Below are 24,870 nucleotides of genomic sequence, written 5' to 3'. Positions count from 1 at the left end.
CTCCTCATCTTCCTCACGACGCATCTCGCCGCGAGACGGATTTGGCACCTTCCCTAGCCGGGAGCCTCGCGTGGAAGACGAGTACCGGCTGGAGGGTTGCCGGGGCTTCATCGGGCCGTGTCCCTCTGCCCCTCTGGATGAGCGGTATTCGGTTGTCGACGCGCGCGACCTCCGACATGCGATGGTCACCGGCGTTGTTCAAGACTGTAACCGAAGGCCGGGACAGTTGAGATAGTCGTCCGAACCGCGAGACACGTGAGGAGCCGCCGTGCTGGAAGAAGTCGAGCGCTGGCTGGCCACCCGCTCCTGGTCCGTGGCCGATCGCCCGCTGCCCCGGATCCTGGCCGCCAAGCAGCGCACGGGGCAGACCATCAGCGTCGTGCTGCCCGCCCTCGACGAGGAGGAGACCGTCGGCGACATCGTCACGGTCATCCGCCGCGACCTCGTGGAGCGGGTCCCGCTCGTCGACGAGATCGTCGTCGTCGACTCCGGCTCCACCGACCGCACCTCCGCGGTCGCCGCCGCCGCGGGCGCCCGGGTCGTCCACCGCGACGACATCCTGCCCCGGATACCCGCCGCCCCCGGCAAGGGCGAAGTGCTCTGGCGCTCGCTGCTCGTCACCGGCGGCGACATCGTCTGCTTCGTCGACGCGGACCTGAGGGAGTTCTCCTCCGACTTCGTCTCGGGAATCGTCGGCCCGCTGCTCACCGAGCCCGGGGTGGACCTGGTCAAGGGCATGTACGACCGCCCGCTGGGCGGCGCGGCCGGTCAGGGCGGCCGGGTCACCGAGCTGATGGCCCGCCCGCTGCTGAACATGCACTGGCCGCAACTGGCCGGTTTCGTGCAGCCGCTGGGCGGCGAGTACGCGGCGCGCCGTTCCCTGCTGGAACAGCTGCCGTTCCCGGTGGGCTACGGCGTGGAGCTGGGCATGCTGGTCGACGCCCTGCACCTGGTGGGGCTCGACGCGCTGGCCCAGGTGGACGTGGGTGTGCGCAGGCACCGCCACCAGGACGGGCAGGCGCTGGGCCGGATGGCCGCCGCCATCTACCGCACCGCCCAGCTCCGGCTGGCCCGCGGCCACCTGGTCCGGCCCGCCCTCACCCAGTTCGAGCGGGGCGCGGCCGGCTTCGAGCCGCGCACCTACTCGGTGGACACCGAGGAACGCCCGCCGATGGCGCAGATCGCGGAGTACGCCGCCCGCCGCGTGGCTTGATGGCGCGCGGAGAACGGCCGTATACGGCCCCCGCCGGGGCAGACCGTACGTTTGAGCGTTTCCGGGCCGGGCTAGGTTGAGGCGTATGGCTTCGACCCACGGTGCTGAGGTGCTGGTCGCGTCCAACCGCGGCCCGGTTTCGTATCAACTGCGCGAGGACGGCTCGCTGCACGCCAAGCGGGGCGGCGGCGGACTGGTCTCCGGCCTGTCGGCGATCGGTCCGGACACCGACGCGGTGTGGGTGTGCGCCGCGCTGGGCGAGGGCGACCGGGCGGCCGTACGGCGCGCCGACGGCGGTCTGCTGCCGGCCGAGGAGACCGGCGGGCAGCGGGTGCGGATGCTCGACATCGACGCGACGGTGCACGCCGACGCCTACAACGGCATCGCCAACTCGGTCCTCTGGTTCGTCCACCACCTGCTGTACCAGACCCCGCTGGAGCCGATCTTCGACGCGGACTTCCGGCGGCAGTGGGCCTCCTACGAGGCCTACAACCAGGCGTTCGCCGAGGCGCTGGCCGAGGAGGCGGGCGAGGGAGCGGCGGTGCTGATCCAGGACTACCACCTGGCCCTCGCCCCCCGGATGCTCCGCCGGCTCCGCCCCGACCTGCGCATCGGCCACTTCTCGCACACGCCGTGGGCGCCGCCGGACTACTTCCGCCTGCTGCCCGACGACATCGCGGCCGAGCTGCTGACGGGCATCCTGGGCGCGGACCGGGCGGCGTTCCTCACCGAGCGGTGGGCGAACGCGTTCCGGGACTGCTGCCACGCGGTGCTGGGCCCGGGGATCCCCTCGGGCACCCGGATCGGCGTGCACGGCCTGGGCGCGGACGCGGACTTCCTGCGCGAGCGGGCGCACAAGGCGGACGTGGACGAGCGGATGGCGGTGCTGCGGAAGGAGATCGGCGAGGGCCGCAGGACCATCGTCCGCGTCGACCGCACCGAGCTGTCGAAGAACATCGTGCGCGGGCTGCTGGCGTACCGGCAGCTGCTGGACGAGCACCCCGAGTGGCGCGAGCGGGTCGTCCACGTGGCGTTCGCCTACCCCTCCCGGCAGGACCTCGCCGTGTACCGCGAGTACACGGCCGAGGTGCAGCGGGTGGCGCACGAGATCAACGAGCGGTACGGGACGGCCGGCTGGACTCCCGTCGTGCTGCACGTGAAGGACGACTTCGCCCGCTCGCTGGCCGCGTACCGGCTCGCCGACGTGGCGCTGGTCAACCCGATCCGGGACGGCATGAACCTGGTCGCCAAGGAGATCCCGGTCGTCTCGGACCAGGGCTGCGCGCTGGTGCTGTCGCGCGAGGCGGGGGCGTACGAGGAGCTGGGCGAGGACGCGATCGTGGTGAACCCGTACGACATCACGGGCACGGCGCAGGCGCTGCACGAGGCACTGACCCTGCCCGGTGACGAGCGGGCGGACCGGTCGAAGCGGCTGGCCGCCGCGGCGACGGCGCTGCCGCCCGCGAAGTGGTTCCTGGACCAGTTGCACGCGCTGGTCGAGCAGACCGACTGAGACCGGTCCGGCCACCGGCCGACGTCGGCCCGGCGGGCAGGGACCGCACCGGCCGGGCTGAGGCCGGAGGGGCCGGCTGAGGCCTCGGCCCGGCCACCGGCCGACGTCGGCCCGGGCCGGCGGGCAGGGACCGCACCGGCCGGGCTGAGGCCGGAGGGGTCGGCTGAGGCCGCACTGATCGGCTGAGGCCGGTCCGGTCGGTCCGCCGGATCGGTCAGTCCAGCCGGGACGCCGGTGGCGGTCAGTCCAGCCACCGCCGGTCCAGCCGGGCCGCCGGTGGCGGTCAGTCCAGCCACCGCCGGTCCAGCCGGGCCGCCGGTGGCGGTCAGTCCAGCCGGGACGCCAGGGACCGCAGCAGCCGTACGACGCCCGCCGGGCCGTCCACCACCAGGTCGGCCCGTTCGGCCAGTTCCGTCACCTCGGTGCTGCCGCTGCACACCAGCAGGCCGGGGACCCCTTCGGAGCGGAGCTTGTCCACGGCCGCGAAGGCGGGCAGGTCGCCCAGGTCGTCGCCGGCGTAGACGACCGACTCGGCGCCGGTCCTGCGGACGTGGTCGGCCAGCGCCACGCCCTTGTCCATGCCCGGCGGACGCAGCTCGAGCACCATCCGGCCGGGCTCGACGATCAGGCCGTGCCGGGCGGCGAGGTCGCCGAGCGGGCCCCGCAGGGCCTCGAAGGCGGCCTGCGGATCCCGCGCCCGCCGGGTGTGGACCGCGACCGCCCGGCCCTTCTCCTCGATCCACGTGCCCTCCCAGGCGCCGACCCGGTCCAGCAGTCCCGGCAGCTCCGCGCGGACCGCCGCCACGCCGGGGTGCGGGGCGGGGGCGGTGACCGTGCCGGTGACCGCGTCCCACCGTTCGGCGCCGTAGTGGCCGAGGACGGTCAGGTGCTCCAGGCCGGGCACGCCGGCGAAGCCGCCGTAGCGCACCGCGACACCGGCGGGGCGGCCGGTGATCACGGCTACGGAGGCGACCTTGGGGGCGAGTGCGGCGATCGCGGCCACGGCCTCGGGGTGGGCGCGGGCCTGTTCGGGGTCGGCGACGATCGGCGCCAGCGTGCCGTCGAAGTCCAGGCCGACCACCGCGGTGCGGGGGCGGGCCAGCAAGGCGGCCAGTCCGTCCCGGCCGGCCTGGGTGGCCGGGACGGGCAGGGGGTCCATCGGGTTGGTCGAGTCCGTCGTAGGGGTGCCCATACGGCGACACTATCCGCGAAGGGGCGGGTCCACTCCTCAGCGTTGCGAGCGGCGCGACTCGCGCACCCGGCGCAGGCGGTTCACCGTCACCGGGTCGTGGGCCAGCGCCCGCTCGTCGTCCAGGAGGGCGTTGAGCAGCTGGTAGTAGCTCACCGGCGACAGGCCCAGCTCCTCGCGTATCGCCCGTTCCTTCGCGCCGGGGCCGGGAAAGCCCCGGCGCTCCAGCGCGAGGACGGCCTGTTCGCGGGCGCCGAGTTCCATGTGGGCCACCGTAACGCCGGGCACCGACAACCGGCTCAGTTCGCGTTGTTGCTGTCCGCCGCCGTGGCCGACGCCTGGAGGCGGGTCAGCACAGCGGAGGGGTTGCCGCCGGGGGCGACCGCCTGGCCGATGTTCTGCTTCACGGCCGCGCTGACCGACGCCCAGGAGGTCTTGCCGACCGGATACAGCTCGGAGGTGGGCAGCTGGTCGAGGAAGGGGTGCAGCGCCTTGTCGGCCGCCTTGTCCGACTCGCTCATCGCCGTGGAGGCGGAGCCCGTGACCGGCAGCAGCCCGTACATGCGGGAGAAGTCGAGGACGTTCTTCTCGTCGTAGGCGAAGTCGAGGAAGTCGCCGATCTGCTCGGCGTGCCCGTTCTGCCGGAAGCCCATCATCCAGTCCGTGACGCCCATCGAGGCGGGGGCCGTGCCGGTGCGGCCCGGCATCGGCACCATGCCGAACCGCACGCCCTTCTTCGCGGCCTGCTGGATCAGCGTGGGGTGGCCGTCGAGCATGCCGACCTGCCCGTCGGCGAAGGCGGCGAAGGCGTCCGCGCGGTTGAGCCTGCCGGGGGCGACCGGGCCGGTCAGGTCCTTGCCGACCAGGTCGTCCTTGAGCCAGGTGAAGGTCTCGACGTTCCGCGCGGAGTCGATGGTGTAGGTGCCGACGTCGTCGGTGTAGCCGCTGCCGCCGCCGCTCAGCAGCCACTGCATGGTCTCGGCCTGGGCCTCCTCGGGCCCGAGGGGCAGGGCGTAGGGGTACTTGACGCCCTTGCCCTTGAGCGCCTCGGCGTCGGTGGCCAGTTCGTCCCAGGTGGTGGGCGGGGTGATGCCGGCCTTGGCGAAGAGGGTCTTGTTGTAGAAGAGCACGCGGGTGGAGGCGGCGAAGGGTATGCCGTACTGCGTGTGCTTCCACTGGCCGGCGTCGGAGAGCTGGGAGAGGAAGTCGGCCTGGGTGCGGATGGAGAGCAGGTCGGAGACCGGGTAGAGCTTGCCGGCGGCCGCGTAGTCGGCGTAGGCGCCGATCTGGGCCAGGTCCGGGGCGTGCCCGGCGTCGACCATCTCCTTGACCTTGCGGTCGACGTCGTTCCAGGAGTAGACGCTGACCTCGACGTGCACGCCGGGGTTCTTCGCCTCGTACGCCGCGGCCAGGGCGTTCCAGTACTTCGTGGTGCTGTTGGCGGCCGAGTCGCCGTAGTCGGCCGCGACGAGTCTGAGGGTCACGCCGGAGGAGCCCGTGTTCCCGCAGCCGCCGAGGACCGCCGTCATGCCCAGCGCGGACACCACCGCGATCGTTCCTGCCGTACGCCGACGCACCGTCAAAGTCCCAACCCTGCTGTCTGACCGTTCGAAATATGGACCCATAAGGTCTACACCACGCGAGTGGACTAGACCTCTCCCGGGTGCGGGGGCACACTAGGGGCCGTGGTGAGACATGTCATCGCCCTCGACGTGGGCGGTACCGGGATGAAGGCCGCCCTCGTCGGCGACGACGGCGCGCTGCTGCACCGCGCCCGCCGCGCCACCGGGCGCGAGCGCGGACCCGACGCGGTGATCACGGCGATCCTCGACTTCGCCGCCGAGCTGCGCGCGTACGGCCTGGAGCACTACGGCGAGCCGGCCGCCGCGGCCGGCGTGGCGGTCCCCGGCATCGTCGACGAGCGGCACGGCGTCGCCGCCTACGCGGCCAACCTCGGCTGGCGGGACGTCCCCCTGCGGGCCCTGCTCTCGGAACGGCTCGGGGTGCCGGTCGCGCTCGGGCACGACGTGCGCACCGGCGGGCTCGCCGAGGGCCGGATCGGCGCCGGCCGGGGCGCCGACCGGTTCCTGTTCGTGCCGCTCGGCACCGGGATCGCCGGCGCCATCGGCATCGACGGCCGGGTGGAGTCCGGAGCGCACGGCTTCGCGGGCGAGATCGGCCACGTCGTCGTACGGCCCTCCGGCACGCCCTGCCCCTGCGGACAGCACGGCTGCCTGGAGCGGTACGCCTCCGCGTCCGCGGTCAGCGAGGCCTGGGCGGCGGCCTGCGGGGAACCGGAGGCGGACGCCGCCGACTGCGCCAAGGCCGTCGCGTCCGGTGACCCGAACGCCGTCCGGGTCTGGCGGCAGGCCGTGGACGCGCTCGCCGACGGCCTGGTCACCGCGCTCACCCTGCTGGACCCCGGCACGCTGATCATCGGTGGCGGACTGGCCGAGGCGGGGGAAGTGTTGTTCCAGCCGCTGCGGGACGCCGTCCGGCGCCGGGTCACCTTCCAGAAGCCGCCGGTCATCGTCCCGGCCGCCCTCGGCGACACCGCCGGCTGCCTGGGCGCGGGTCTCCTCGCCCAGGACCTGCTGGCGACCACCCCTACGACTCCGGAGGTAAGCACCTGATGGCCATCGAGCGGGACAATCAGGCTCCGGGCGGCGGCAGCGCCCCGGAAGGGGCGCGGGCAGCCGCGGGCCGGGCCCCCACCGGCCCGCAGGTGCTCACGGGCGCGAACGTGGTGCTCCCCACCGGCACGGTGGAAAACGGACAACTGTCCACCGACGGCAGGCACATCACCGCCGCACCACCGGCCGGCGCCCCGTCGATCGACCTCACCGGCCACTGGCTGGTCCCCGGCTTCGTCGACATCCACAACCACGGCGGCGGCGGCGCCTCCTTCTCCGGCACCCCCGAACAGATCCTCACCGCCATCCGCACCCACCGCCTGCACGGCACCACCACCCTGGTCGCCTCCACCGTCACCGACGAGATGGACCTGCTGGTGGGACAGGCCGGGCTGCTGAGCGAACTGGCCGAGCAGGGGGAGATCGCGGGCATCCACTTCGAGGGGCCGTTCATCTCGCCGTGCCGCAAGGGGGCGCACTCCGAGGCGCTGCTGCGCCACCCGGACCCGGCCGACGTGCGCAAGCTGATCGACGCGGGGCGCGGCAAGGCGAAGATGGTCACCCTCGCCACCGAGCTGCCGGGCGGCATCGACTCCGTACGGCTGCTCGCCGAGCACGGTGTGATCGCGGCGATCGGCCACACGGACGCGACGTACGAGCAGACGGTCCAGGCGATCGACGCGGGCGCCACGGTCGCCACCCACCTGTTCAACGCGATGCCCACCCTGGGCCACCGCTCCCCCGGGCCGATCGCCGCCCTGCTGGAGGACGAGCGGGTCACCGTCGAGCTGATCAACGACGGCACCCACCTCCATGCCGCCGCGCTGGAACTGGCCTTCCACCACGCCGGAGCCGACCGGGTCGCCTTCATCACCGACGCCATGGACGCGGCCGGCATCGGGGACGGCCGCTACATGCTCGGCCCGCTGGAGGTCGAGGTCAGCGAGGGCGTGGCCCGGCTGGTGGAGGGCGGCTCGATCGCGGGCTCGACGCTGACGCTGGACCGGGCGTTCAAGCGGGCGGTGACCGTCGACAGGCTGTCGGTGGAGGACACCGTGACGGCGCTGTCGGTGAACCCGGCCCGGCTGCTCGGCCTCTCCGACCGCGTCGGCTCGCTCGAGCCCGGCAAGGACGCCGATCTGGTCCTGCTGGACGCGGACTTCGAACTGAAGGGCGTGATGCGGCGCGGAGAGTGGGTCGTGGCGCCCCAACTGGCCTGATCCGTCCGTCTTTTCCGGTGACGGCGGCCGCCTCACGACTGGGCCGGCCGCCGTCTCTTTGGCATGATCAGGGACCCGGAAACCGATGACAGACGCACAGAATCCGAGGGAGGCCGGCCCGGGTGATCCTCACGGTCACGCTGAACACCGCTCTCGACCTCACCTACCGCGTGCGGTCGCTGAGGCCGCACGCCTCGCACCGGGTCTCGGAGGTCGCCGAACGGCCGGGCGGCAAGGGCCTGAACGTGGCCCGGGTGCTGGCCGCCCTCGGACACGAGGTGACGGTCACCGGGTTCGCGGGCGGGGGCACCGGGCACGCGGTGCGCGACCGGCTCGCGGACACCCCGGGGGTGACGGACGCGCTGGTGCCGGTGGCCGGCGCGACCCGGCGCACGATCGCCGTGGTGGACGAACGCTCGGGCGACACCACCCAGTTGAACGAGCCGGGTCCGCAGATACGGCCCACCGAGTGGGGCGCCTTCCTGGACCGCTACGACGAACTCCTGCCCGCCGCCGCGGTGGTGGCCCTGTGCGGCAGCCTGCCGCCGGGGGTGCCGGTCGGCGCCTACGCGAACCTGGTCCGTGCCGCCCGGTCGGCCGGCGTCCCCGTCCTCCTCGACACCAGCGGGGAACCACTGCGCCGCGGGGTGGCCGCCCGTCCCGACGTCATCAAGCCGAACGCCGACGAACTGGCCGAACTGACCGGCTCCCACGACCCGTTGCGCGCCACCCAGGAGGCCCGCCGCCGCGGCGCCCACGCGGTGGTCGCCTCCCTCGGCGCGCAGGGCCTGCTGGCGGTGACCCCCGAGGGCCGCTGGCGCGCGCTCCCTCCGGCCCGAATCCACGGCAACCCGACCGGCGCGGGCGACTCGGCGGTGGCCGGCCTGCTCTCGGGACTCGTCGAACAACTCCCGTGGCCCGACCGCCTGTCCCGGGCGATCGCACTGTCCACGGCGACGGTACGAGCACCCGTGGCGGGCGAATTCGACCGGGCGACGTACGAGGAACTACTGGGACGGGTGACGGTGGCCACGGAGACCAGCGCGGCCTAGGTCCGGTCCGACAATTGGACCTGGGAGTTCCGGCACACCCGCCGCGACGTCAGCTGCCGACCCAGCCCTTCACCAGCCACAGCCGGTCGATCAGGGCGTCACACTGGTTCCCCTGGCCACAGGAGATGGCGACCGTGTTACGGCCCTTGTCGAGCTGGACGTAGTTGTACGTCTTCGTCCAGCCCTTCTCGTAATCGCCTTCGGGGGCACCTGCCCAGTTCTTCAGTTTCGCGGTGGAGGGCGTGTTGTTGACCGTGAGGGTGATGCTGCCGTCCTTGCCCGGCACGCTGTAGCCGACATAGACGCTGTACTTGCCGGCCTCGGGGACGCCGTCGAAGGTCCAGGTGATCGAGGCACCGGCCTGGTTCAGGCCCGTCACGTAGCTGCCGTCCGAGGACTTCGCGCCCTTGACGTCCGAGGCCTTCGTGGCACCGCCCTGCAGTTGTACGGAGCTATCCGTGGCGTCGACCTTCGGCAGGTCGCCCGACGCCGCCGAGTTGCTGCCCGACGGGCTCGGCCGGCCGCTCTGGGACTGGCTGGGCGTGCCGCCCGCCTCGTTGCCCGACTTGCCGTCCGAGTTGCCGTTGATCATCGCCACGCCGATGCCGATGACGACCGCGGCGACCACCGCGATCGCGCCGATCAGCAGACCCTTGGTGTTCGGGCCGCGGCGGCCGCCGCCCGTGGACGGCGCGGGCTGCCGGCCCGCCGGGCCGCCCGGCAGGGTCTCCGGGGCCTGGTAGTGGGCGTTCGGCTGCCCGTAGCCACCCTGCTGCGGCTGGCCGTAGGCCCCCTGCTGCGGGACGGTGGGCTGGCCGTAGGTCGCCTGCTGCTGGCCGTACTGCGCCTGCTGGCCGTACGAGCGCTCGCCGACCGCACGCACCCTGCTGACCGAGTTCGGGTAGCCGTACCCGCCCCCGGAGGGCGGCTGGGCTCCCCGGGCCTGGCCGTCTGCGTACAGATAGCCGAACGGGTCGTCGTCCTCGGGCGTGCTCGCGCCGTTGTCGCCGGGCGTCATCCCTTGGTACTCCTCAACAGGTGCGTGCGGATGCGGTACGGGTATGGAATGGCGAGCCTACCCGCTCTCGCTGCCCCAAACGGGTGACCCGGATCGCACAACCTGGCTGACCTGGGGCTTATCCGGCGCGTCGATGTTGTTTGGGACGAGATCGTTTCTCTACGTACATCCGCTCGTCGGCCGACTTCAACACCTCGTCCGCCGTCATCCCGCAGTGCGCCCAGCCGATCCCGAAACTCGCGCCCACCCGGACCGCCCGCCCCTCGGCGCGGATCGGCTGGATGATCTCGTTGCGCAGCCGTACGGCGAGGTCCTCGGCGTCGGCCCGGCCGAGGCCGTCGGCGAGGATCACGAACTCGTCGCCGCCGAGCCGGGCCACCGTGTCGCCGTCGCGGACACCGTGCGAGAGCCTGCGGGCGACCTCGATCAGCACCGCGTCGCCCGCGTTGTGGCCGAAGCGGTCGTTGATCGACTTGAAGCCGTCGAGGTCGCAGAAGAGGACCGCGAGGCCCTTGGTGCCGTCGTCGCGGCCGTCCTCGGGCGCGGCGGTGTGCACGTGGTGGTCGTAGGCGTCGTACGCCTGCGCGCCCGGCGTGAAGTCGAAGCCGTGGCCGGCGGGAGCGTCGAAGGCGGGGTGGCCGTAGGCCGCGTCCAGGGACTCCGGGGAGCCGGTGTGCGTCAGGCGCTGGCACAGCCGGGCCGACAGGCGCGAGCGCAGCTCGGCGGAGTTCGGCAGGCCGGTCAGGGAGTCGTGGGAGGCGCGGTGGGCGAGCTGCAGCTCACGCCGCTTGCGTTCCTCTATGTCCTCGACGTGGGTGAGCAGGAAACGGGGGCCGTCGGCGGCGTCCGCGACGACGCTGTTGCGCAGGGACACCCAGACGTAGCTGCCGTCCCGGCGGCCGAGCCGCAGTTCGGCGCGCCCGCCCTCCGCCGAGGTGCGCAGCAGGGTGCCGATGTCCTCGGGGTGGACGAGGTCGGAGAAGGAGTAGCGGCGCATCGCGGAGGCCGGACGGCCGAGCAGCCGGCACAGGGCGTCGTTGGTGCGCAGGATGCGGCCGTGCTGGTCGCCGCCCATCTCGGCGATGGCCATGCCGGAGGGGGCGTACTCGAAGGCCTGCCGGAAGGATTCCTCGCTGGCGCGCAGGGCCTGCTGCTCGCGCTCCAGCCGGACCAGGGCCCGCTGCATGTTGGCCCGCAGACGCGCGTTGCTGATCGCGATGGCGGCCTGGAAGGCGTACATCTGCAGCGCCTCACGGCCCCAGGCGCCGGGGCGGCGGCCGTTGCGCGGCCGGTCCACGGATATGACGCCGAGCAACTCACCGGAGGAGCCGCCCTGCACGCCGGGGGTGTACATCGGCGCGAAGAGGCGGTCGGAGGGGTGCCACTCGTCCTCGAAGCGCGGCTCGGGCCCGTCGGTGTGCCACTGCGGGACGTCGTCGTCGTCCAGCACCCAGCCCTCGGTGTGCGGTATGAACACCAGGTCGCCCCAGCCCTCGCCCATGTTCAGCCGCCGCTCCCAGGACCCCCGCGAGCCGACCCGGCCGGTGATCAGGGCCTCGGCGGCGGAGTTCCCGGAGAACGCGGCGACGACGAGGTCGCCGTCGGGACGTACGAGGTTCACGCACGCCATCTCGTACCCGAGGGCGCTCACGGCGCCGTCGGCGACGCTCTGCAGTGTGTCCGCCAGGCTGCGTGCCGTGTTCATGTCGGCCATGACCTGGTGCAGCTGTCGCAGGGACGCAAGGCGGACATACGGCTCCGACTCGGTCTCCATGCTCGCCCTCCCCCCGAGACCTCGCAGCGAATCAAGGGTTGTCTTCTGCGCTCCGTTACGGCGGCCCTTACGGTCTGTTTGCGGCTTCCCCGCCACTGAATCACAGCGCGCTGCTCACTCGGTACACAGGGTCAACAATTCCTGCCTCTTGTGACTCAAGTCACAGGAGAACATGAGCAATTGAGTGGAGTTTCTGCGTTTTGCTTGTGCGTTTCTGAAACGTATTTTTGCCGTTTCGCACTATTTCGCGCACAAGTGGCACACAGCTGTCGTCCGCTGGTCGTAGGACCAGGCTAGGGCGAAGGCCCGATGCGGTGCGCGGAAAGCGGAGACTAGCGTTTCCCGCGTGCTGAACACTGCCTCCGCCACCGCCTCCGCTGCTATTGGGCATGCTGAGGGGGTGAGCGACGACGAGTTCCGGACCGCGATGGCCCGGCTGGCGGCGGGCGTGGTCCTGGTGACCGCGCAGGAACCGTCACTGGACCCCGACGACCCCCAGGCGCCGGGCGTCGAGGACGTCGGTATGACCGCGACCGCCTTCATGTCGGTCTCCCTGGACCCGCCGCTGGTCCTGGTCAGCCTGCGCGAGGGCTCCCGGATGGACGACCTGCTGGACGAGCAGCCCCTGTGGGCGGTGTCGGTGCTCGCCGAGAACCAGCGGCACATCGCGGGCCGCTTCGCCATGAAGGGCCGCATCAGCGACCGGCTGCTCTTCGACGACATCCCCTGCACCCGCGGCGAGGTCACGAACGCCCCGCTGGTGGGCGGTGCGCTGGCCACCCTGGAGTGCCGGACCGAGCAGCGGGTGACCGCCGGCGACCACACCCTGGTCATCGGCCGCGTCCTCACCGCCCAGGCACCACCCACGGAGGGCGGCCCGCTGCTCTACTACCGCGGCCGGTACCGGCAGCTGGGCTGAGGCGGACGTTCGCCGCTCGCGGCGCCGTCCGCGCACCCACGCCGCACGGACGACCCCGTGCCGGCCCACCTCGACGCCGACGTGGTCCGGCTAGGCGTCGAGGTAGCGGTAGTCCCCGCCCGGGAGGCCGATCACCAGGCCGCCGTCGTGGACCCTCCACTCGCTCATGCCGTCGACGTCGTGGCTGAGCAGGAACAGCCCGCGGGGCCGATCGTCGTACTCGTCCTCCTCGGAGGAGGCCGGGATCCGGGCGATCTGACGCAACCTCTCCTCGAACCAGTCGAGGGAGACCGCACGGATGTAGCCCCCGTAGAAGGCCCACCCGACGCCGTTGTACCGACGAGCGGGGAAGGCCCAGCCTCCGCTGTAGGTGCGCCGCGGATCGTCTGCGTCCACGATCTCCCTGATCCGGGCCAGCTGTCCGTCGTCACACTGCAACCAGCCCCTGACCGAGACCATGGTTCCCACGGCGCCTGCTCCTCTTCCGTGTGGCGCACCGCCCTGGCGCGCGCTTCCCGCTTCCGTGTGGCCCACCGCCCTGGCGCGCGCTTCCCGCGCATGCACGCCAGGGACGACCGGCTCGGCCACGCAAAGGGATCGGCCGGTGGATCAGCCGCCCGAAGCGAACTCGCCGTCCGCTGCGAGGCAGCCGTGCCGGTCGCAGCCATCGTCGAGTGGCTACGACCGACAGCCTTCCGCGAGGGGCGGGGGGCCGGCGCGGAGCGGTCAGCCCCAGTCCCGCCCGGTGCGCCCCCGCTTCGTCTCCGAGCGCTGCTTCTTCTCCCGCAGCCGGCGTTCGTTGATGCCGCGGGGGATGCGGGTCGGCCTGCGCGGCTTCGGCGGCGGCGCGGAGGCCTCCGCGAGGAGCGCCGCGAGGCGTACGGCGGCGGTCTCGCGATTGCGCCACTGCGATCGGTGCTCGGAGGACCGTACGGACACCACACCGTCGACGAGCCGGCCGGCCAGCCGCTGCAGGGCCCGCTCCTTCCACACCGGTGGCAGCGCCTCGGTGCCCGCGAGGTCGAAGCGGAGCTCCACCTGGGAGTCGCTGGTGTTGACGTGCTGCCCGCCGGGCCCGGAGGACCGCGAGAAACGCCAGATCAGCTCGGCCTCGGGGAGCGAGACCGAACCGCGGATGACATAGGGCCCGGACATGCACTCCATGTTCCCGGCCGCGCCTGTCCCACGTCACCCGGTTTTCACGGACGGGCGGGACAGGAGGGTAAAAAAGGTAAAGGGATCCGGAACCACGGGGACCCCCCTCGACGTTGTTCCCGGTGACGGTAGCTTCGTCGGCACACACGTGCAGGGATATCTAAGGAAGGGACTCCCAACATGGCTGTAAGCCTGTCCAAGGGTGGCAACGTCTCGCTCACCAAGGAGGCTCCGGGCCTGACCGCCGTCACCGTGGGCCTCGGCTGGGACGTCCGCACCACCACCGGCACGGACTTCGACCTGGACGCGTCCGCCATCGCGGTCAACACGCAGGGCAAGGTCTACTCGGACGCCCACTTCGTGTTCTTCAACAACAAGCAGACCCCGGACAACTCCATCGTCCACACGGGTGACAACCGCACCGGCGAGGGCTCCGGCGACGACGAGGCGATCAACGTCAACCTGGCCGCGCTGCCGGCCGACATCGACAAGATCGTCTTCCCGGTCTCCATCTACGACGCCGAGAACCGCGGCCAGAACTTCGGCCAGGTCCGCAACGCCTACATCCGCATCGTGAACCAGGCCGGTGGCGCCGAGATCGCGCGCTACGACCTCTCCGAGGACGCGGCCACCGAGACGGCGATGGTCTTCGGCGAGCTGTACCGCAACGGCGCGGAGTGGAAGTTCCGCGCGGTGGGCCAGGGTTACGCCTCCGGCCTGGTCGGCATCGCCCAGGACTTCGGCGTGAACGTCTGACACGCCCGCGAGCCGCTTTCGAACGGGGGGTCACCCCCGGCGTCGAACGGAGCCCCGATCACGGCATCCCGCCGAGACCGGGGCTCCGGCACGAACGGCCGGGACGGCGCAAGCGGTGAGACCTGCGGCCCCCGGGCACCGGTGGGGCCCGGAGATATCGGTGGGGCCCAGAGATGTCGGTGGGCCCGGAGCTACCGAAAGCCGCAAGCCACGCCCCCCGCCTCGCGTTACCGTGCCCGGGTGATCATCGAACCTCTGTCCGCCGACCGTGACATCCCGGCCCCGCTCCTCACGGAAGTGACGGCGCTGTTCGCCTCCAACCGCGAGTTCCACGCGCTGAGCGGGGACTTCCCGGATCCGGACGCCATCGGCACCGAGCAGGTGGCCCGGGTGCTCGCCGAGGAACTGGGCCGTCCCGGCGCCGAGGTGCTGCTCGCCCGGGACGAGGGCCGGCTGGTCGCCATCGCCGTCACCCTGGCCCGCCACCCCGACCCCACCGACCCGGACCCGTGGATCGGACTGCTGATGGTGCACGCGGCCGAGCACGGCAAGGGATACGGCCGCGCCCTCGCCGAACTGGTGGAGAACCGTTTCCGCGCCACGGGCGCCATGGCCCTGAAGCTCGCCGTGCTCGACGACAACCCCGGGGCCCTGGCCTTCTGGACCGCCCTCGGCCACGAGGTCATCGACCGCCGCCCCGACCACGCCCTCGGCCGCCCCTGCGCCGTCCTGCGCAAGGTGCTGCGCACGCCGCGGCAGGCGGCCCGCATCGCCGTCGTGGACCCCGAGGGAGCGGTGTTCCTCTTCCGGTACGACAACGCCGAGGTCGGCGTCCACTGGGCGCTGCCCGGCGGCGGCCTGGAACCCGGCGAGGGACCGCGCGAGGGCGCCCTGCGCGAGCTGGCCGAGGAGACCGGCTGGACCGACCTGGAGCCCGGCCCGCTGCTGTGCACCTGGGAACACGACTTCATGCACGCGGTCCCCGTCCGCCAGCACGAGCACGTCTATGTCACCTGTGGCCCGCGCCGGGAACCGGCCGGCCCTCATCTCGCCGCCGCGCACGCCGCCGACGGCATCCTCACCTGGCGGTGGTGGAGCAGACGGGAACTGGCCGCGGAACCGGAGCCGGTGTGGCCGCCGGACCTCGCCCGGCTGCTGGACGAGTGGCAGCGCTGAGACACACCCCGACCGCACCCCACCCACCGGCCGGCCGCCGATCCCGGGCGGACCGGCCGCCGCGCCGCACCGGCCGTCACGGACAGACCGACCCCACGGGCGCACCATCGGCGATCGCGGACGGATTCGCCCCCACGGGCGCACCATCGGCGATCGCGGATGGACCCGACCCCACAGCCACACCACACCGACCGTCACGGACGGACCCGCCCCCACAGCCACACCACACCGGCCGTCACAGACAGACCGGTCTTCACGGCTGTGCCGGCGATCACGGCCGTGCCGGCTTGCGGTCGCCGTACAGCCAGTCCTTCCAGATGCCCGTGAAGTCCTTGCCGGGGGCCGTCTTCTCCACGTACGCGGTGAAGTCGGCGGTGCTCGCGGTGGCGTGGCGGCGGGTCGCGGCCCAGCCCTGCAGGATGTCGTAGAAGCGCTCGTCGCCGACCTTCTGACGGATCTTCTGCAGGACCATCGCGCCGCGCTCGTAGACGGGACTGTCGGAGATGTGCGCGGCGCTGGAGGGCTTCGCCGGCGGGAAGGCCCAGATCTCCTCGTGGTCGCCCTCGTAGTACTCGTCGAACGTCTGCTGGGCGCTCTTGCCGTCCTGGTCCTCCTCCCACAGCCACTCCGCGTAGGTGGCGAAGCCCTCGTTGAGCCACATGTCCCGCCAGGACGCGGGCGTGACCGAGTCGCCGTACCACTGGTGGGCGAGTTCGTGGACGAGGGTGCTGATGTCGGGGGCGCCGTGGAAGACGGGCCGGGTCTGGGTCTCCAGGGCGTAGCCGGCGTCGTGCGGCCGGTCGACGACCGCGCCGGCGGAGGCGAAGGGGTACGGCCCGAAGTTCAGCTCCGCCCAGTCGAGGATCTCGGGGATCTTCGCGAGCACCTCGGCGCTCGCCTTCGCCTGCGTCGGGTCCACGGCCGTGAGGACGGGCAGGCCGTGCGGGCCCGTGGTCCGCTCGATCGTGTAGTGGCCTATCGCGACCATGGCGAGGTAGCTCGCCATGGGCTGGGCGGTGTGCCAGCGGTAGGTGCTGCGGCCGCCCTCGTCGCTCCGGCCGGTCAACTCCCCGTTGGAGACGGCCTGGAGGCCCTTGGGGACGGTGACGGCGATGTCGTAGGTCGCCTTGTCGGACGGGTGGTCGTTGCCGGGGAACCAGGCCATCGAGCCGACGGGTTCGCCGAGGGCGAGAGCGCCGTCGGCGGTGGGCAGCCAGCCCTCCTCGGAGCCGTCGGGGTCGGTGAGGGTCCGTGGGGTGCCCGAGTAGCGGACGGTCGTGCGGAAGGTCTCGCCCGAGCTCAGGTCGTCGTGGGGGCGGACGGTCAGTTCCTGGCCGGTGCGGTTCCAGCGGGCCTTGCGGCCCTCGACGGTGACCGACTCGACGTCGAGTCCGGCGAGGTCCAGGTCGAAGGCGGACAGGTCCCGGGTGGCGCGGGCGGTGATCACCGCCGTGCCGGTCAGACGGCGGGTGGCGGGTGTGTAGTCGAGGGTGAGGGCGTAGTGGCCGACGTCGTAACCGCCGTTGCCGGCCCGGGGGAAGTACGGATCGCGCACGCCGGAACCGCCCGGGGCGCCGTGCACACCACCCCCGCACGCGGTGGTGGAGAGGGCGAGGAGGGCCGCGAAGGCCGGGACAAGGCGCACGGACCTGGACATGTCATCGATCTTAGTGGGGGGCCGTGCACCCTGGCCGGGATGCCCCGGCGGGCGTGACACCATCTCTGACGTGCTCGACATCGGCTACGCCCTCTCCAACCGGTTCCCGGACCCCCCGCAGACCGACTACCGCCGCGCGGACGTCCACGCGCTGCGGCACGACCTGTTCTGCGGGGACGTCTACCTCGCGGACACCGACACCGACCGGGAGCTGTCCACAGCCTGGGGATGGGTGCCGGTGCTCGACTTCGCGTGGGCGCTGTGCGACATCGTGGAGCGGCTGGACCGGGACCCGATGGGCTCCCGCGCCGCCCGGCCGCAGCGGGCGGAGCTGGACTTCACCGAGTCGACCGACCGGATGCTCTTCGAGCGCCGCTTCGGCTGGGTCGACATCACCTCGGACTGGACGCCCGCCGAGGAGTCCCCGTTCAGCTTCTCCCACGGCGAACTGCGCCGAGAGGCCCGGGACTTCCTCCACGACCTGCTCGCGGACCTGACCGACCTGCACGAGGACCTGGCGGAGAACCCGGCCGTCTGGTCGCTTCAGGCCCGCTTCCCCCGCCTGCCCTGACCCCTCACCCCGCCACCCTGATCCCCAGCTCGGCCGCCAGCAGCGGCGCCAGATCGAGCAGCTGACCGGTGCTGATCACCGCCCCGGAGAGGCGGTCCAGCCCGCGGACGATCTCCAGCGGGGCGGCCCCGCGCAGGTCCACGTCCTTCAGCGTGGCACCGCCGAAGTCCGCCTCCCTCAGGGCACAGTCGACGAACTCCACCCGCTCCAGGCGCGCGCCCGCGAAGTCCGGCTCGACCAGCACACAGGACTCGAAGACCACGTCCTTCAGGCGGGCCTCCCGGAAGTTCAGGAAGTCGAGCTTGCCGCCGCGGACGACGACCCGCTCCAGCACGGCGCCGTGCAGCTGGGTGCCGCCCAGGCGGGCGTCGATCACCTCGACATCGCGGAACGTGGACTCCGCGAGGTGGGTGCCCACACCGCGCAGTCCGCTCAGGACCGAGTCGAGCACCCGGGCCCGGCCCAGTCCCGTCTCGTCCACCACGCAGCCCGTCAGGGCGCAGTCCATGAACCGGGCACCCACGCCGTCCTGGCCGGCCAGGTCCGCCTCACGGAACTCCAGCCCGTCGTAGTCACCGTCCGGCTCCAGCTCCAGCCCGGACCACGGCCCCAGGGGCGGCAGCCGCACCTCCGGCCGTCGCGCGCCCTTCACCGCCGCCCGGACCGCCGGTGGACCGCCCATCGTTCTCCTCGCCATGCCCCCATGCTGCACCCCGCCACTGACAACCCGCCCCGAGCTGGGAAGACCCGGGGCGGCGGACCGGTGACGTCACATTCCGGCGGGCCGCGCGGTCGTACCTGACAGACAGCCGAACCGACGGTCCCGGCCCGGTCGAACCGACGGGCCCGGACCAGGTGAACCGACCGAGGGAGACCACCCGTGCACCGCATCACCGTCGTCGGCGGCGGTTTCGCCGGACTCACCGCCGCCATCGCCGCCGCCGAGACAGGCGCCAGGGTCACCGTGTACGAGGCCCACCACACCCTCGGCGGCCGGGCCCGCACGGCCGAGGGACCGTACCGGACCAACGAGGGCCCCCACGCCCTCTACAACGGCGGCCTGCACTGGTCCTGGCTCAGACGGCGGGACCTGATCGGGCCGCTGGCCCCGGTCCCGCCCCTGGAGGCCTCCCGGCTGCGACTGCGCCACCAGGGCGTCCTGCGCCGCACACCGCCCCTGGCCATGCTCAGACTGCTGGGCCTCAAACCCTGCCGGGCACCCGCCGACAGCGACTTCCTCGGCTGGGCGGCCACCGTCGCCGGCGAGGAGGGCGCCCGGGCGGCCGCCAACTACGCCGCCGTCGCCCTCTTCCACCACGACCCGGGCATCCTGTCCGCGGCCTTCGTGCAGGAGCGCCTGCGCCGGGTCACCAAGCTGCCGCCGCAGGCCCACTATCCGCGCGGCGGCTGGGGCTCGCTCATCGACCGGATGGCCGCGCGCGCCTGGAACCTGGGGGTGCGGATCGAGACGCTCTCCCGGGTCGACGAACTGCCGGGCGACGCGCCCGTCGTCGTCGCCACCTCCCTGCCCGCCGCCCGGCGGCTGCTCCGTGACGACTCGCTGAGCTGGCCGAGCGGCCGCACCGTCCTGCTCGACCTCGCCGTACGCACCCGCCGAGCGGACCCCTTCGTCGTCTCGGACCTGGACGCGCCCGGCTGGATCCAGCGGTTCACGGCGCAGGACCGGACCCTCGCGCCGGCCGGGGAGCAACTGCTCCAGGGGCAGCTGCCGATCGGGCCCGGCGAGTCCCGCGCCGACGGGATCGCCCGTGCCGAGCAACTCCTCGACCTGGGCTTCCCGGGATGGCGCGAGCGGGTCCTGTGGCGGCGCGAGGCCATGGCGGACGGCCGTACGGGAGCCGTGGACCTGCCGGGCAGCACCTGGCGGGACCGCCCCGCCGTGGACCGGGGCGACGGGATCTATCTCGTGGGCGACCAGGTGGCGGCCCCGGGCGTGCTGTCGGAGGTGTCCTTCACGAGCGCGGTCACGGCGGTCTCCCTGATCCTCGACCGGCCCGCCCTCGACCTCGAACGCGCCTGAGCCCGCGGGGCGGCACCACCGCGGCACCGCCTCGCCGTCACCGAAGGCGCCACCCGCCCCCGGTTCCGGACGGCGCCGCCGTGGCCACCACCCTCAGTGCCGCCCCGCCACCCGGTCCGCCACCTTGGCCAGCCGGGAGGACTCGGTGGCGGGGCGCAGACGTTCACGGCGGTCGGCGGCACGGTAGGTGGCGTACATGCCCTGGACACCGAGCCAGCGCAGCGGTTCCGGCTCCCACTTGCGGACCCGGTGGTCGACCCAGGGCAGATCCGTCAGCTCGGTGCGGCCGCCCTGACCGGAGTCCCGCTGCACGAGGTCGCGCAGCGTGCGGGCCGCCAGGTTCGCCGTGGCGACACCCGAGCCGACGTATCCGCCGGCCCAGCCCAGACCGGTGGAGCGGTCCAGCGTCACCGTCGCGCACCAGTCGCGCGGCACACCGAGCACCCCGGACCAGGCGTGCCCGGTCCGGACACCCGCCAGGGACGGGAAGAGACGGGTCAGGATCTCCCGGAGCGCCTCGACCGTCGCCTGCTGGGTACGGCCGTCGTTGTCGGTGCGGGAGCCGAAGCGGTACGGCACTCCGCGTCCGCCGAGCGCGATCCGGCCGTCGGCCGTGCGCTGGGCGTACATGTAGGCGTGCGCCAGATCGCCGAGGTTCTCGCGGCCGTCCCAGCCGATCGCCGCCCACTGCTCCCCGGTCAGCGGCTCGGTGACGATCATCGAGGAGTTCATCGGCAGCCAGGTCCGCTTCTGGCCCTTCAGGGCGGCGGTGAAACCCTCGGTGCAGCGCAGGATGTAGGGGGCGCGAACGGTGCCGTACGGGGTGACGGCGTGCTTGGGCCGGATCTCCGTCACCGGCGTCGACTCGTGGATGGTCACCCCGAGCGCCTCAACGGCGGCCGCGAGCCCCTTCACCAGCTTCACCGGGTGCAGCCGGGCGCCGTGCGGGGTCCAGGTCGAACCGACGGCGTCCGCGATCCTTATCCGCGCGGCCGTCTCCCGGGCCCCGTACAGCTCCCGGTCCTTCTCGCCGTACGACAGCTCGTGCTCGTGGAACGCCTTCAGCCGCGCCAGCTGGGCCGGTGTGGTGGCCACTTCCAGGACACCGCCCCGGTGCACGTCGGCGTCGATACCCTCCGCCGCCGCGACCGCGATCACCTCGTCCACGGTGTCGTTCATCGCCTTCTGCAGCCGTACGGCGGCCTCGTGGCCGTGCAGCCGGGCGTACCGGTCGCGGCCGGCGATCCCGTTGTAGAGCCAGCCGCCGTTGCGGCCCGAGGCGCCGTAGCCGCAGAACTTCTGCTCCAGGACGGTCACCCGCAGGAACGGCGCGGCCTTCTTCAGGTAGTACGCCGTCCACAGGCCGGTGTACCCGCCGCCGACGATCACGACGTCGGCCGACGCGTCCCCGGTCAGCGGCTCCCGCACCGCCGGAAGTCCGTCGTCCGCGTACCAGAACGAGACGCCACCGTTCACGACACCGCTTCCCGAGCTGCTCATGGCCCGGACGTTAACCCCTGATGGAGGCCAGTGTCTCCTTCGGATTCCATGCTTTTCCACGGCCTCTGACCAGCGGACGGCAGCCCAGCCCGATCAGCACGGCGACGAAGTGGCCGACGTCGGTGAACGTCGGCCCGTCGGTCAGCGGCAGCCCGAAACAGACCAGCACCGCCAGCAGATACCCGTACCGCCACGGCGTCGCGATGCGGTAGGCGAGCACCGCCACCACCCCGGCCAGCGCGTAACTCACCCCGATGTCCAGGGTGTTGACCGCCGAGTAGGGGGCCATACCGTCCCGGATCGCCTTCAGCAGTACCGCCTCGCTGGTCACCGAGGCCAGCACGTGCGCCAGCGCGCACACCGCCAGCCAGCGCGCCGTACCCAGCCAGCGCTCGGCCGGCGCGTGGACCACCGTGTACAGCAGGGCGTACGGCACCCAGTGCCCGGTGGCGATCCACATGGCGCTCGCCACCAGCACCCGGACCGGCGTCCGCGACAGCTCGTGGATGTTGGTGGAGCGCTGCCGCAGGAAGTGCTGCTCGAACTCCGGCGACATGTGATGCAGGGCCACGGTCGTCACGAACAGGGTCCCCAGCCACACGTACGTGCCGGGAGCACTCCGGACGTACGCCCACACCCGGGCCGGGATCCGCTCGATTCGCATGAGCCGATTCACGCACGCCAGTATCGCCGGGCCCGTGATCGACATCCCCGCCGAACCGGCCACGGCCCGAAAGACGGTCACCGCCCGCCACCGGCCACGAAAAACCTAGGCGGGACCGGATCCCGCCTGGGCTGGAAGAGCCCCCTGTTGCCCGAGGCCGGGCACGTTCTGGCACGACCTCTTCGTCCCGAAGTAGGGCCTGGAAGATCGCCCACATGCGCGCTAGATCAAATGTGCTGGTCAGGGCATGGGGGGAGCGTCGGTATCCATCGGCGCCTTGGAGGAGCTGATACGAGATCATCTCCAGGATTTCTCCAGAGAGGTAACCGAGATCCACGGCACTTCGGGGAGTCTTTCCAACGGCATTGAGTGCTTCGTTCGCGCCCCACTTGCCCGGCTAAGCCTTTAATCGAGCGAAAAAATGGGGCCCGCCAGTCGCTCCGGCGGACCCCAATGAAGTTCGGAAATGTCGGACTAGCCGTCCATTTACTCACCTTCTTTTATGTATGGTGCGCCAAATACAGCTTCTGGCGGATCTATCTTATCTCACTCAAAGCATATACCACCTAAGCATCACGTTCAAACAGGTTGGTCCGTTCGAGTTGCGTCTCGGGAACCAGGGATTGCGCGTACAGAATTCCCCTCAGATGGTCCAATTCATGTTGAATGGCTCGCGCGAGAAAACCTTCTGCATGAATCTCCAACTCGTTCCCGTCGAGGTCGAAGTAGGCCACATGAATCTTCCTGCGCCGCTCGACGCTTCCACGCCATCCAGGGAGCGACATGCACGATTCAAACTTGACGTCTTTCTTGCCCGTGGCAGACAAAAGTATGGGGTTCACCAGGATGAGGTCTGGCCCAGCTTTTCCTTCAGAAACATTAACGACGGCGACAGACTGCTGTACGCCGATTTGCGGGGCGGCTAGCCCAACGCAAATAGGGTGTGCGTGCATCGTATCGATCAAATCGCGTACAAGCTCGTTGAACTTGCCGTCCCCAGTGGCGACCGGAGGAGACTCTTGGAAGAGCGGAGAATTCTTCTCTTCGAGTGAAGCCACGTCAAGTTGGACAAGCGGCCTAATCGGCATTTAGTACCCCATTCGTTTCGCCGCTAGAAGCGGCACGCTTCGCTGCTTTCCTGAGTGCGGTTTCCGGCCAAGTCCAATGCGTGCGATAGTGATGATAAAGTCGCGGTCTATTAATGACCCATCGGCAACTACCATTTCGGACAGTTTGCGTTTCGGAGTGGAAGGGAAAGAATGACTCAATCCCTCGTGTCACTTCCTGATGGCACTGATTGATCTCCAGGCTGTCGGGTAGGTTGAGATTCATTACCAGGCGGCGCGTAGGTTCGTCGATCGAGGTAGAGAAGAACGGGCGGGACCTCATGTCGGAGTCATCGACTACTTGGAGCAATTCGAACTCAATCACCTCGCCCTTTTTCAGGGTTCTATGGAAATCGACGCTGAAGTAAACCCAGATTCCCGTACGATCGAGTTTCCGTACGTCGCGGACGGCTTCGTTGTTGACGCTTCTAGGTAGTTGAGCCTGACTCGCGCCGGTCCACAGAAATTTATCCATAAATCCCTCGAGGTCTGAAGCGAGCGCTTTTACCTTATATCTCCTCCGGTAGGACAATGTGCCGCGATTGTTGCGCTCGTACGTAATCTCCTTCTCAAGCATTTCAAACTTGAAGTTTACTTTCTCATACCGGCAGCGAAAGTGGCTTTTTCGGTCCAGTGTGTAGTTGATGAGAATTGAGCCGCCGGATGCCACCAGAATCCCCAGCGGTATCCCTAGGTCCTTTACTGCAGGCCATAGCCGACCTGAGACCATCCAAATAATCAAGATGCTGGATGCGCCGAATGCGAACCGAATGAACATTCCGATGAGCTGGCCGATGAACGCCCTGGTGATCAAGTCCTTCCAGTCGATCTTCACGTTTCAACACTCATCCGTTCGTAGCGATCTACCTATGGAATCGGCTCGTGCGGCCAATGCGCCAGTCGTCACCCCCGGCAGCATACAGGCGGGCTTCGGTCGACCCAGGCCCTTTGGAGCTTTTCGTACTTGCAGCTCATCGCTGTCTATACGTTTAGAGCGTGCCGTGCCGTGAACTAAGCAAATTTGACCGGCCGAGCTACGTCGATGTCATTACACGAGGTACGACGTAATGCGAGGGTTGGCGCAATACAAGAATCGGGACCCGTGGTTGGGCATCGCCTAACGTCGTCTCATGCTGGCACTTTTCGACCTTGACAACACCCTGATTGACCGCAGCGCCGGCCTGGAACGCTGAGCTCGTAACTTCGCGCTGTCGCGTCTTCTGCCTCTAGAAGCGGGGGCTATCATCTGCGATCGGCTCCGTGACCGGGCACACCCTGAGGACTTCTTGGGCCTGGCGGCGGCTGTGGGTCTCAATGATCACCCGAGCGGCCGGTGCCCGTCGTTGCCGCGCCTTGGCCTGGCATCCGGCCCGCGGGCGAGGAGCTGCCAAACGGGCTGAGGCGTGCCGGGTGTCGATCGCCCCGGGGCTCACCCCGCACGGCTTGCGCCACACGCACAAGACCCTGGTGAGGGCAGTGGGGACCCCGCCAAAGCTCATGGACGAACGCATGGGCCATGAGGACAGCTCCGTCCAGTCGCGCCATGACCACATCACGCCGGGGACGCGGCAGGCTCTGATGACTGCGCTTACCGGATGTGGGAGGAAGCATTAGACGCGCGTCGGACGATGAGTCTCGGCTCGCCCGTGGCTGCTCTGGACGCGTTGCTGAAGACTCGCTAGCGGGCGCCGGTCTGGAGGCAGATTCCAAGAT

General features: G+C 70.8%; 23 protein-coding genes, 1 pseudogene and 1 riboswitch. Of the genes and pseudogenes, 11 read left to right on the top strand and 13 right to left on the bottom strand.

Translation table 11 applies throughout. The features are described from left to right. Position 1: 1 nt before the first annotated feature. Positions 2 to 144: riboswitch (SAM riboswitch) on the bottom strand. Between the two features lie 124 nt (positions 145 to 268). Both ABVB68_RS00710 and ABVB68_RS00705 read left to right on the top strand, forming a co-directional pair. Continuing rightward, positions 269 to 1,213 (top strand): glucosyl-3-phosphoglycerate synthase, encoded by a 945-nt coding sequence (locus ABVB68_RS00710; RefSeq protein WP_353598824.1) that lies wholly within the window; start codon positions 269 to 271, stop codon positions 1,211 to 1,213. Positions 1,214 to 1,298: 85 nt separating this feature from the next. Continuing rightward, on the top strand, positions 1,299 to 2,726 hold the full coding sequence (locus ABVB68_RS00705) for an alpha,alpha-trehalose-phosphate synthase (UDP-forming) (RefSeq protein WP_353598823.1): 1,428 nt from the start codon (positions 1,299 to 1,301) through the stop codon (positions 2,724 to 2,726). Between the two features lie 325 nt (positions 2,727 to 3,051). Here the strand turns inward: ABVB68_RS00705 and otsB are convergent, their stop codons facing one another. The 3 genes from otsB to ABVB68_RS00690 are packed head-to-tail and all read right to left on the bottom strand — an operon-like array spanning position 3,052 to position 5,492. Continuing rightward, entirely contained in the window at positions 3,052 to 3,918 is an 867-nt protein-coding gene (gene otsB / locus ABVB68_RS00700; protein ID WP_353598822.1) for a trehalose-phosphatase, read from the bottom strand. 36 nt (positions 3,919 to 3,954) lie between these two features. Then, positions 3,955 to 4,179 (bottom strand): DUF3263 domain-containing protein, encoded by a 225-nt coding sequence (locus tag ABVB68_RS00695; protein ID WP_353598821.1) that lies wholly within the window; start codon positions 4,177 to 4,179, stop codon positions 3,955 to 3,957. Positions 4,180 to 4,214: 35 nt separating this feature from the next. Continuing rightward, positions 4,215 to 5,492: an ABC transporter substrate-binding protein gene (locus tag ABVB68_RS00690; RefSeq protein WP_503005998.1), complete on the bottom strand. Its 1,278-nt coding sequence runs from the start codon at positions 5,490 to 5,492 to the stop codon at positions 4,215 to 4,217. A 111-nt stretch (positions 5,493 to 5,603) separates the two neighbouring features. On the opposite strand from ABVB68_RS00690, the gene ABVB68_RS00685 reads away from it, so the two are divergent. The 3 genes from ABVB68_RS00685 to ABVB68_RS00675 all read left to right on the top strand — a co-directional run bounded on the left by ABVB68_RS00685 (position 5,604) and on the right by ABVB68_RS00675 (position 8,820). Then, the gene (locus ABVB68_RS00685; RefSeq protein ID WP_353599131.1) at positions 5,604 to 6,548 is read left to right on the top strand and encodes an ROK family protein; all 945 of its coding nucleotides are present in this window, start codon (positions 5,604 to 5,606) and stop codon (positions 6,546 to 6,548) included. A gap of 92 nt (positions 6,549 to 6,640) precedes the next feature. Next, on the top strand, positions 6,641 to 7,768 hold the full coding sequence (gene nagA, locus ABVB68_RS00680; RefSeq protein WP_353599130.1) for an N-acetylglucosamine-6-phosphate deacetylase: 1,128 nt from the start codon (positions 6,641 to 6,643) through the stop codon (positions 7,766 to 7,768). A gap of 122 nt (positions 7,769 to 7,890) precedes the next feature. Then, positions 7,891 to 8,820 (top strand): 1-phosphofructokinase family hexose kinase, encoded by a 930-nt coding sequence (locus ABVB68_RS00675; protein ID WP_353598819.1) that lies wholly within the window; start codon positions 7,891 to 7,893, stop codon positions 8,818 to 8,820. Between the two features lie 49 nt (positions 8,821 to 8,869). Here the strand turns inward: ABVB68_RS00675 and ABVB68_RS00670 are convergent, their stop codons facing one another. Continuing rightward, positions 8,870 to 9,838, bottom strand: coding sequence for a carbohydrate-binding protein (locus ABVB68_RS00670; RefSeq protein WP_353598818.1), 969 nt, complete (start codon positions 9,836 to 9,838; stop codon positions 8,870 to 8,872). Between the two features lie 118 nt (positions 9,839 to 9,956). Continuing rightward, a complete protein-coding gene (gene cdgB, locus ABVB68_RS00665; RefSeq protein WP_353598817.1) occupies positions 9,957 to 11,612 on the bottom strand; it encodes a diguanylate cyclase CdgB in 1,656 nt (551 codons plus the stop codon). 346 nt (positions 11,613 to 11,958) lie between these two features. Here cdgB and ABVB68_RS00660 point away from each other — a divergent pair, with 346 nt between their 5' ends. After that, complete coding sequence (locus ABVB68_RS00660) at positions 11,959 to 12,531, top strand: flavin reductase family protein (protein ID WP_353598816.1); 573 nt, start codon at positions 11,959 to 11,961, stop codon at positions 12,529 to 12,531. Positions 12,532 to 12,621: 90 nt separating this feature from the next. Here ABVB68_RS00660 and ABVB68_RS00655 read toward each other — a convergent pair whose 3' ends face one another. Then, positions 12,622 to 12,990: a hypothetical protein gene (locus ABVB68_RS00655; RefSeq protein WP_353599129.1), complete on the bottom strand. Its 369-nt coding sequence runs from the start codon at positions 12,988 to 12,990 to the stop codon at positions 12,622 to 12,624. A 267-nt stretch (positions 12,991 to 13,257) separates the two neighbouring features. After that, positions 13,258 to 13,695: an alternative ribosome rescue aminoacyl-tRNA hydrolase ArfB gene (arfB, locus tag ABVB68_RS00650; RefSeq protein ID WP_353598815.1), complete on the bottom strand. Its 438-nt coding sequence runs from the start codon at positions 13,693 to 13,695 to the stop codon at positions 13,258 to 13,260. Positions 13,696 to 13,866: 171 nt separating this feature from the next. On the opposite strand from arfB, the gene ABVB68_RS00645 reads away from it, so the two are divergent. Further along, entirely contained in the window at positions 13,867 to 14,442 is a 576-nt protein-coding gene (locus ABVB68_RS00645) for a TerD family protein (protein WP_353598814.1), read from the top strand. Positions 14,443 to 14,682: 240 nt separating this feature from the next. Continuing rightward, positions 14,683 to 15,618, top strand: coding sequence for a GNAT family N-acetyltransferase (locus ABVB68_RS00640; RefSeq protein ID WP_353598813.1), 936 nt, complete (start codon positions 14,683 to 14,685; stop codon positions 15,616 to 15,618). Between the two features lie 271 nt (positions 15,619 to 15,889). Here the strand turns inward: ABVB68_RS00640 and ABVB68_RS00635 are convergent, their stop codons facing one another. Next, positions 15,890 to 17,275 carry a M1 family metallopeptidase gene (locus tag ABVB68_RS00635; RefSeq protein WP_353598812.1) on the bottom strand — a complete coding sequence of 462 codons (1,386 nt, stop codon included), beginning with the start codon at positions 17,273 to 17,275 and terminating at the stop codon, positions 15,890 to 15,892. Positions 17,276 to 17,345: 70 nt separating this feature from the next. On the opposite strand from ABVB68_RS00635, the gene ABVB68_RS00630 reads away from it, so the two are divergent. Next, positions 17,346 to 17,846, top strand: coding sequence for a hypothetical protein (locus ABVB68_RS00630; protein WP_353598811.1), 501 nt, complete (start codon positions 17,346 to 17,348; stop codon positions 17,844 to 17,846). Between the two features lie 4 nt (positions 17,847 to 17,850). On the opposite strand, the gene ABVB68_RS00625 is transcribed toward ABVB68_RS00630, so the two are convergent. Next, positions 17,851 to 18,543, bottom strand: coding sequence for a pentapeptide repeat-containing protein (locus ABVB68_RS00625; RefSeq protein ID WP_353598810.1), 693 nt, complete (start codon positions 18,541 to 18,543; stop codon positions 17,851 to 17,853). Between the two features lie 183 nt (positions 18,544 to 18,726). Here ABVB68_RS00625 and ABVB68_RS00620 point away from each other — a divergent pair, with 183 nt between their 5' ends. Further along, positions 18,727 to 19,887: an FAD-dependent oxidoreductase gene (locus ABVB68_RS00620; protein ID WP_353598809.1), complete on the top strand. Its 1,161-nt coding sequence runs from the start codon at positions 18,727 to 18,729 to the stop codon at positions 19,885 to 19,887. A gap of 93 nt (positions 19,888 to 19,980) precedes the next feature. Here the strand turns inward: ABVB68_RS00620 and ABVB68_RS00615 are convergent, their stop codons facing one another. The 4 genes from ABVB68_RS00615 to ABVB68_RS00600 all read right to left on the bottom strand — a co-directional run bounded on the left by ABVB68_RS00615 (position 19,981) and on the right by ABVB68_RS00600 (position 23,992). Next, positions 19,981 to 21,387 carry an NAD(P)/FAD-dependent oxidoreductase gene (locus ABVB68_RS00615; RefSeq protein ID WP_353598808.1) on the bottom strand — a complete coding sequence of 469 codons (1,407 nt, stop codon included), beginning with the start codon at positions 21,385 to 21,387 and terminating at the stop codon, positions 19,981 to 19,983. Between the two features lie 10 nt (positions 21,388 to 21,397). Beyond that, entirely contained in the window at positions 21,398 to 22,051 is a 654-nt protein-coding gene (locus tag ABVB68_RS00610) for a rhomboid-like protein (RefSeq protein ID WP_353598807.1), read from the bottom strand. A gap of 566 nt (positions 22,052 to 22,617) precedes the next feature. Next, positions 22,618 to 23,109 (bottom strand): peptide deformylase, encoded by a 492-nt coding sequence (gene def, locus ABVB68_RS00605; RefSeq protein WP_353598806.1) that lies wholly within the window; start codon positions 23,107 to 23,109, stop codon positions 22,618 to 22,620. A 19-nt stretch (positions 23,110 to 23,128) separates the two neighbouring features. After that, the gene (locus ABVB68_RS00600; protein WP_353598805.1) at positions 23,129 to 23,992 is read right to left on the bottom strand and encodes a hypothetical protein; all 864 of its coding nucleotides are present in this window, start codon (positions 23,990 to 23,992) and stop codon (positions 23,129 to 23,131) included. Positions 23,993 to 24,481: 489 nt separating this feature from the next. Here ABVB68_RS00600 and ABVB68_RS00595 point away from each other — a divergent pair. Beyond that, positions 24,482 to 24,839: pseudogene (locus ABVB68_RS00595) on the top strand (LacI family transcriptional regulator); the annotation flags it as partial. Positions 24,840 to 24,870 lie beyond the last annotated feature (31 nt).

It is taken from the genome of Streptomyces sp. NPDC096012 (genome assembly GCF_040426375.1).
Classification (GTDB): Bacteria; Actinomycetota; Actinomycetes; order Streptomycetales; family Streptomycetaceae; genus Streptomyces.
This window is presented reverse-complemented; position numbering and strand designations above follow the sequence as displayed.

Bases quoted from the DNA above. Each gene is read 5' to 3' on its own strand.
- ABVB68_RS00695 (WP_353598821.1), bottom strand. From the start codon at position 4,179: ATGGAACTCGGCGCCCGCGAACAGGCCGTCCTCGCGCTGGAGCGCCGG.
- ABVB68_RS00610 (WP_353598807.1), bottom strand. From the start codon at position 22,051: ATGCGAATCGAGCGGATCCCGGCCCGGGTGTGGGCGTACGTCCGGAGT.
- ABVB68_RS00615 (WP_353598808.1), bottom strand. From the start codon at position 21,387: ATGAGCAGCTCGGGAAGCGGTGTCGTGAACGGTGGCGTCTCGTTCTGG.
- ABVB68_RS00625 (WP_353598810.1), bottom strand. From the start codon at position 18,543: ATGGCGAGGAGAACGATGGGCGGTCCACCGGCGGTCCGGGCGGCGGTG.
- ABVB68_RS00645 (WP_353598814.1), top strand. From the start codon at position 13,867: ATGGCTGTAAGCCTGTCCAAGGGTGGCAACGTCTCGCTCACCAAGGAG.
- cdgB (WP_353598817.1), bottom strand. From the start codon at position 11,612: ATGGAGACCGAGTCGGAGCCGTATGTCCGCCTTGCGTCCCTGCGACAG.
- ABVB68_RS00705 (WP_353598823.1), top strand. From the start codon at position 1,299: ATGGCTTCGACCCACGGTGCTGAGGTGCTGGTCGCGTCCAACCGCGGC.
- otsB (WP_353598822.1), bottom strand. From the start codon at position 3,918: ATGGGCACCCCTACGACGGACTCGACCAACCCGATGGACCCCCTGCCC.
- ABVB68_RS00670 (WP_353598818.1), bottom strand. From the start codon at position 9,838: ATGACGCCCGGCGACAACGGCGCGAGCACGCCCGAGGACGACGACCCG.
- ABVB68_RS00655 (WP_353599129.1), bottom strand. From the start codon at position 12,990: ATGGTCTCGGTCAGGGGCTGGTTGCAGTGTGACGACGGACAGCTGGCC.
- ABVB68_RS00635 (WP_353598812.1), bottom strand. From the start codon at position 17,275: ATGTCCAGGTCCGTGCGCCTTGTCCCGGCCTTCGCGGCCCTCCTCGCC.
- arfB (WP_353598815.1), bottom strand. From the start codon at position 13,695: ATGGAGTGCATGTCCGGGCCCTATGTCATCCGCGGTTCGGTCTCGCTC.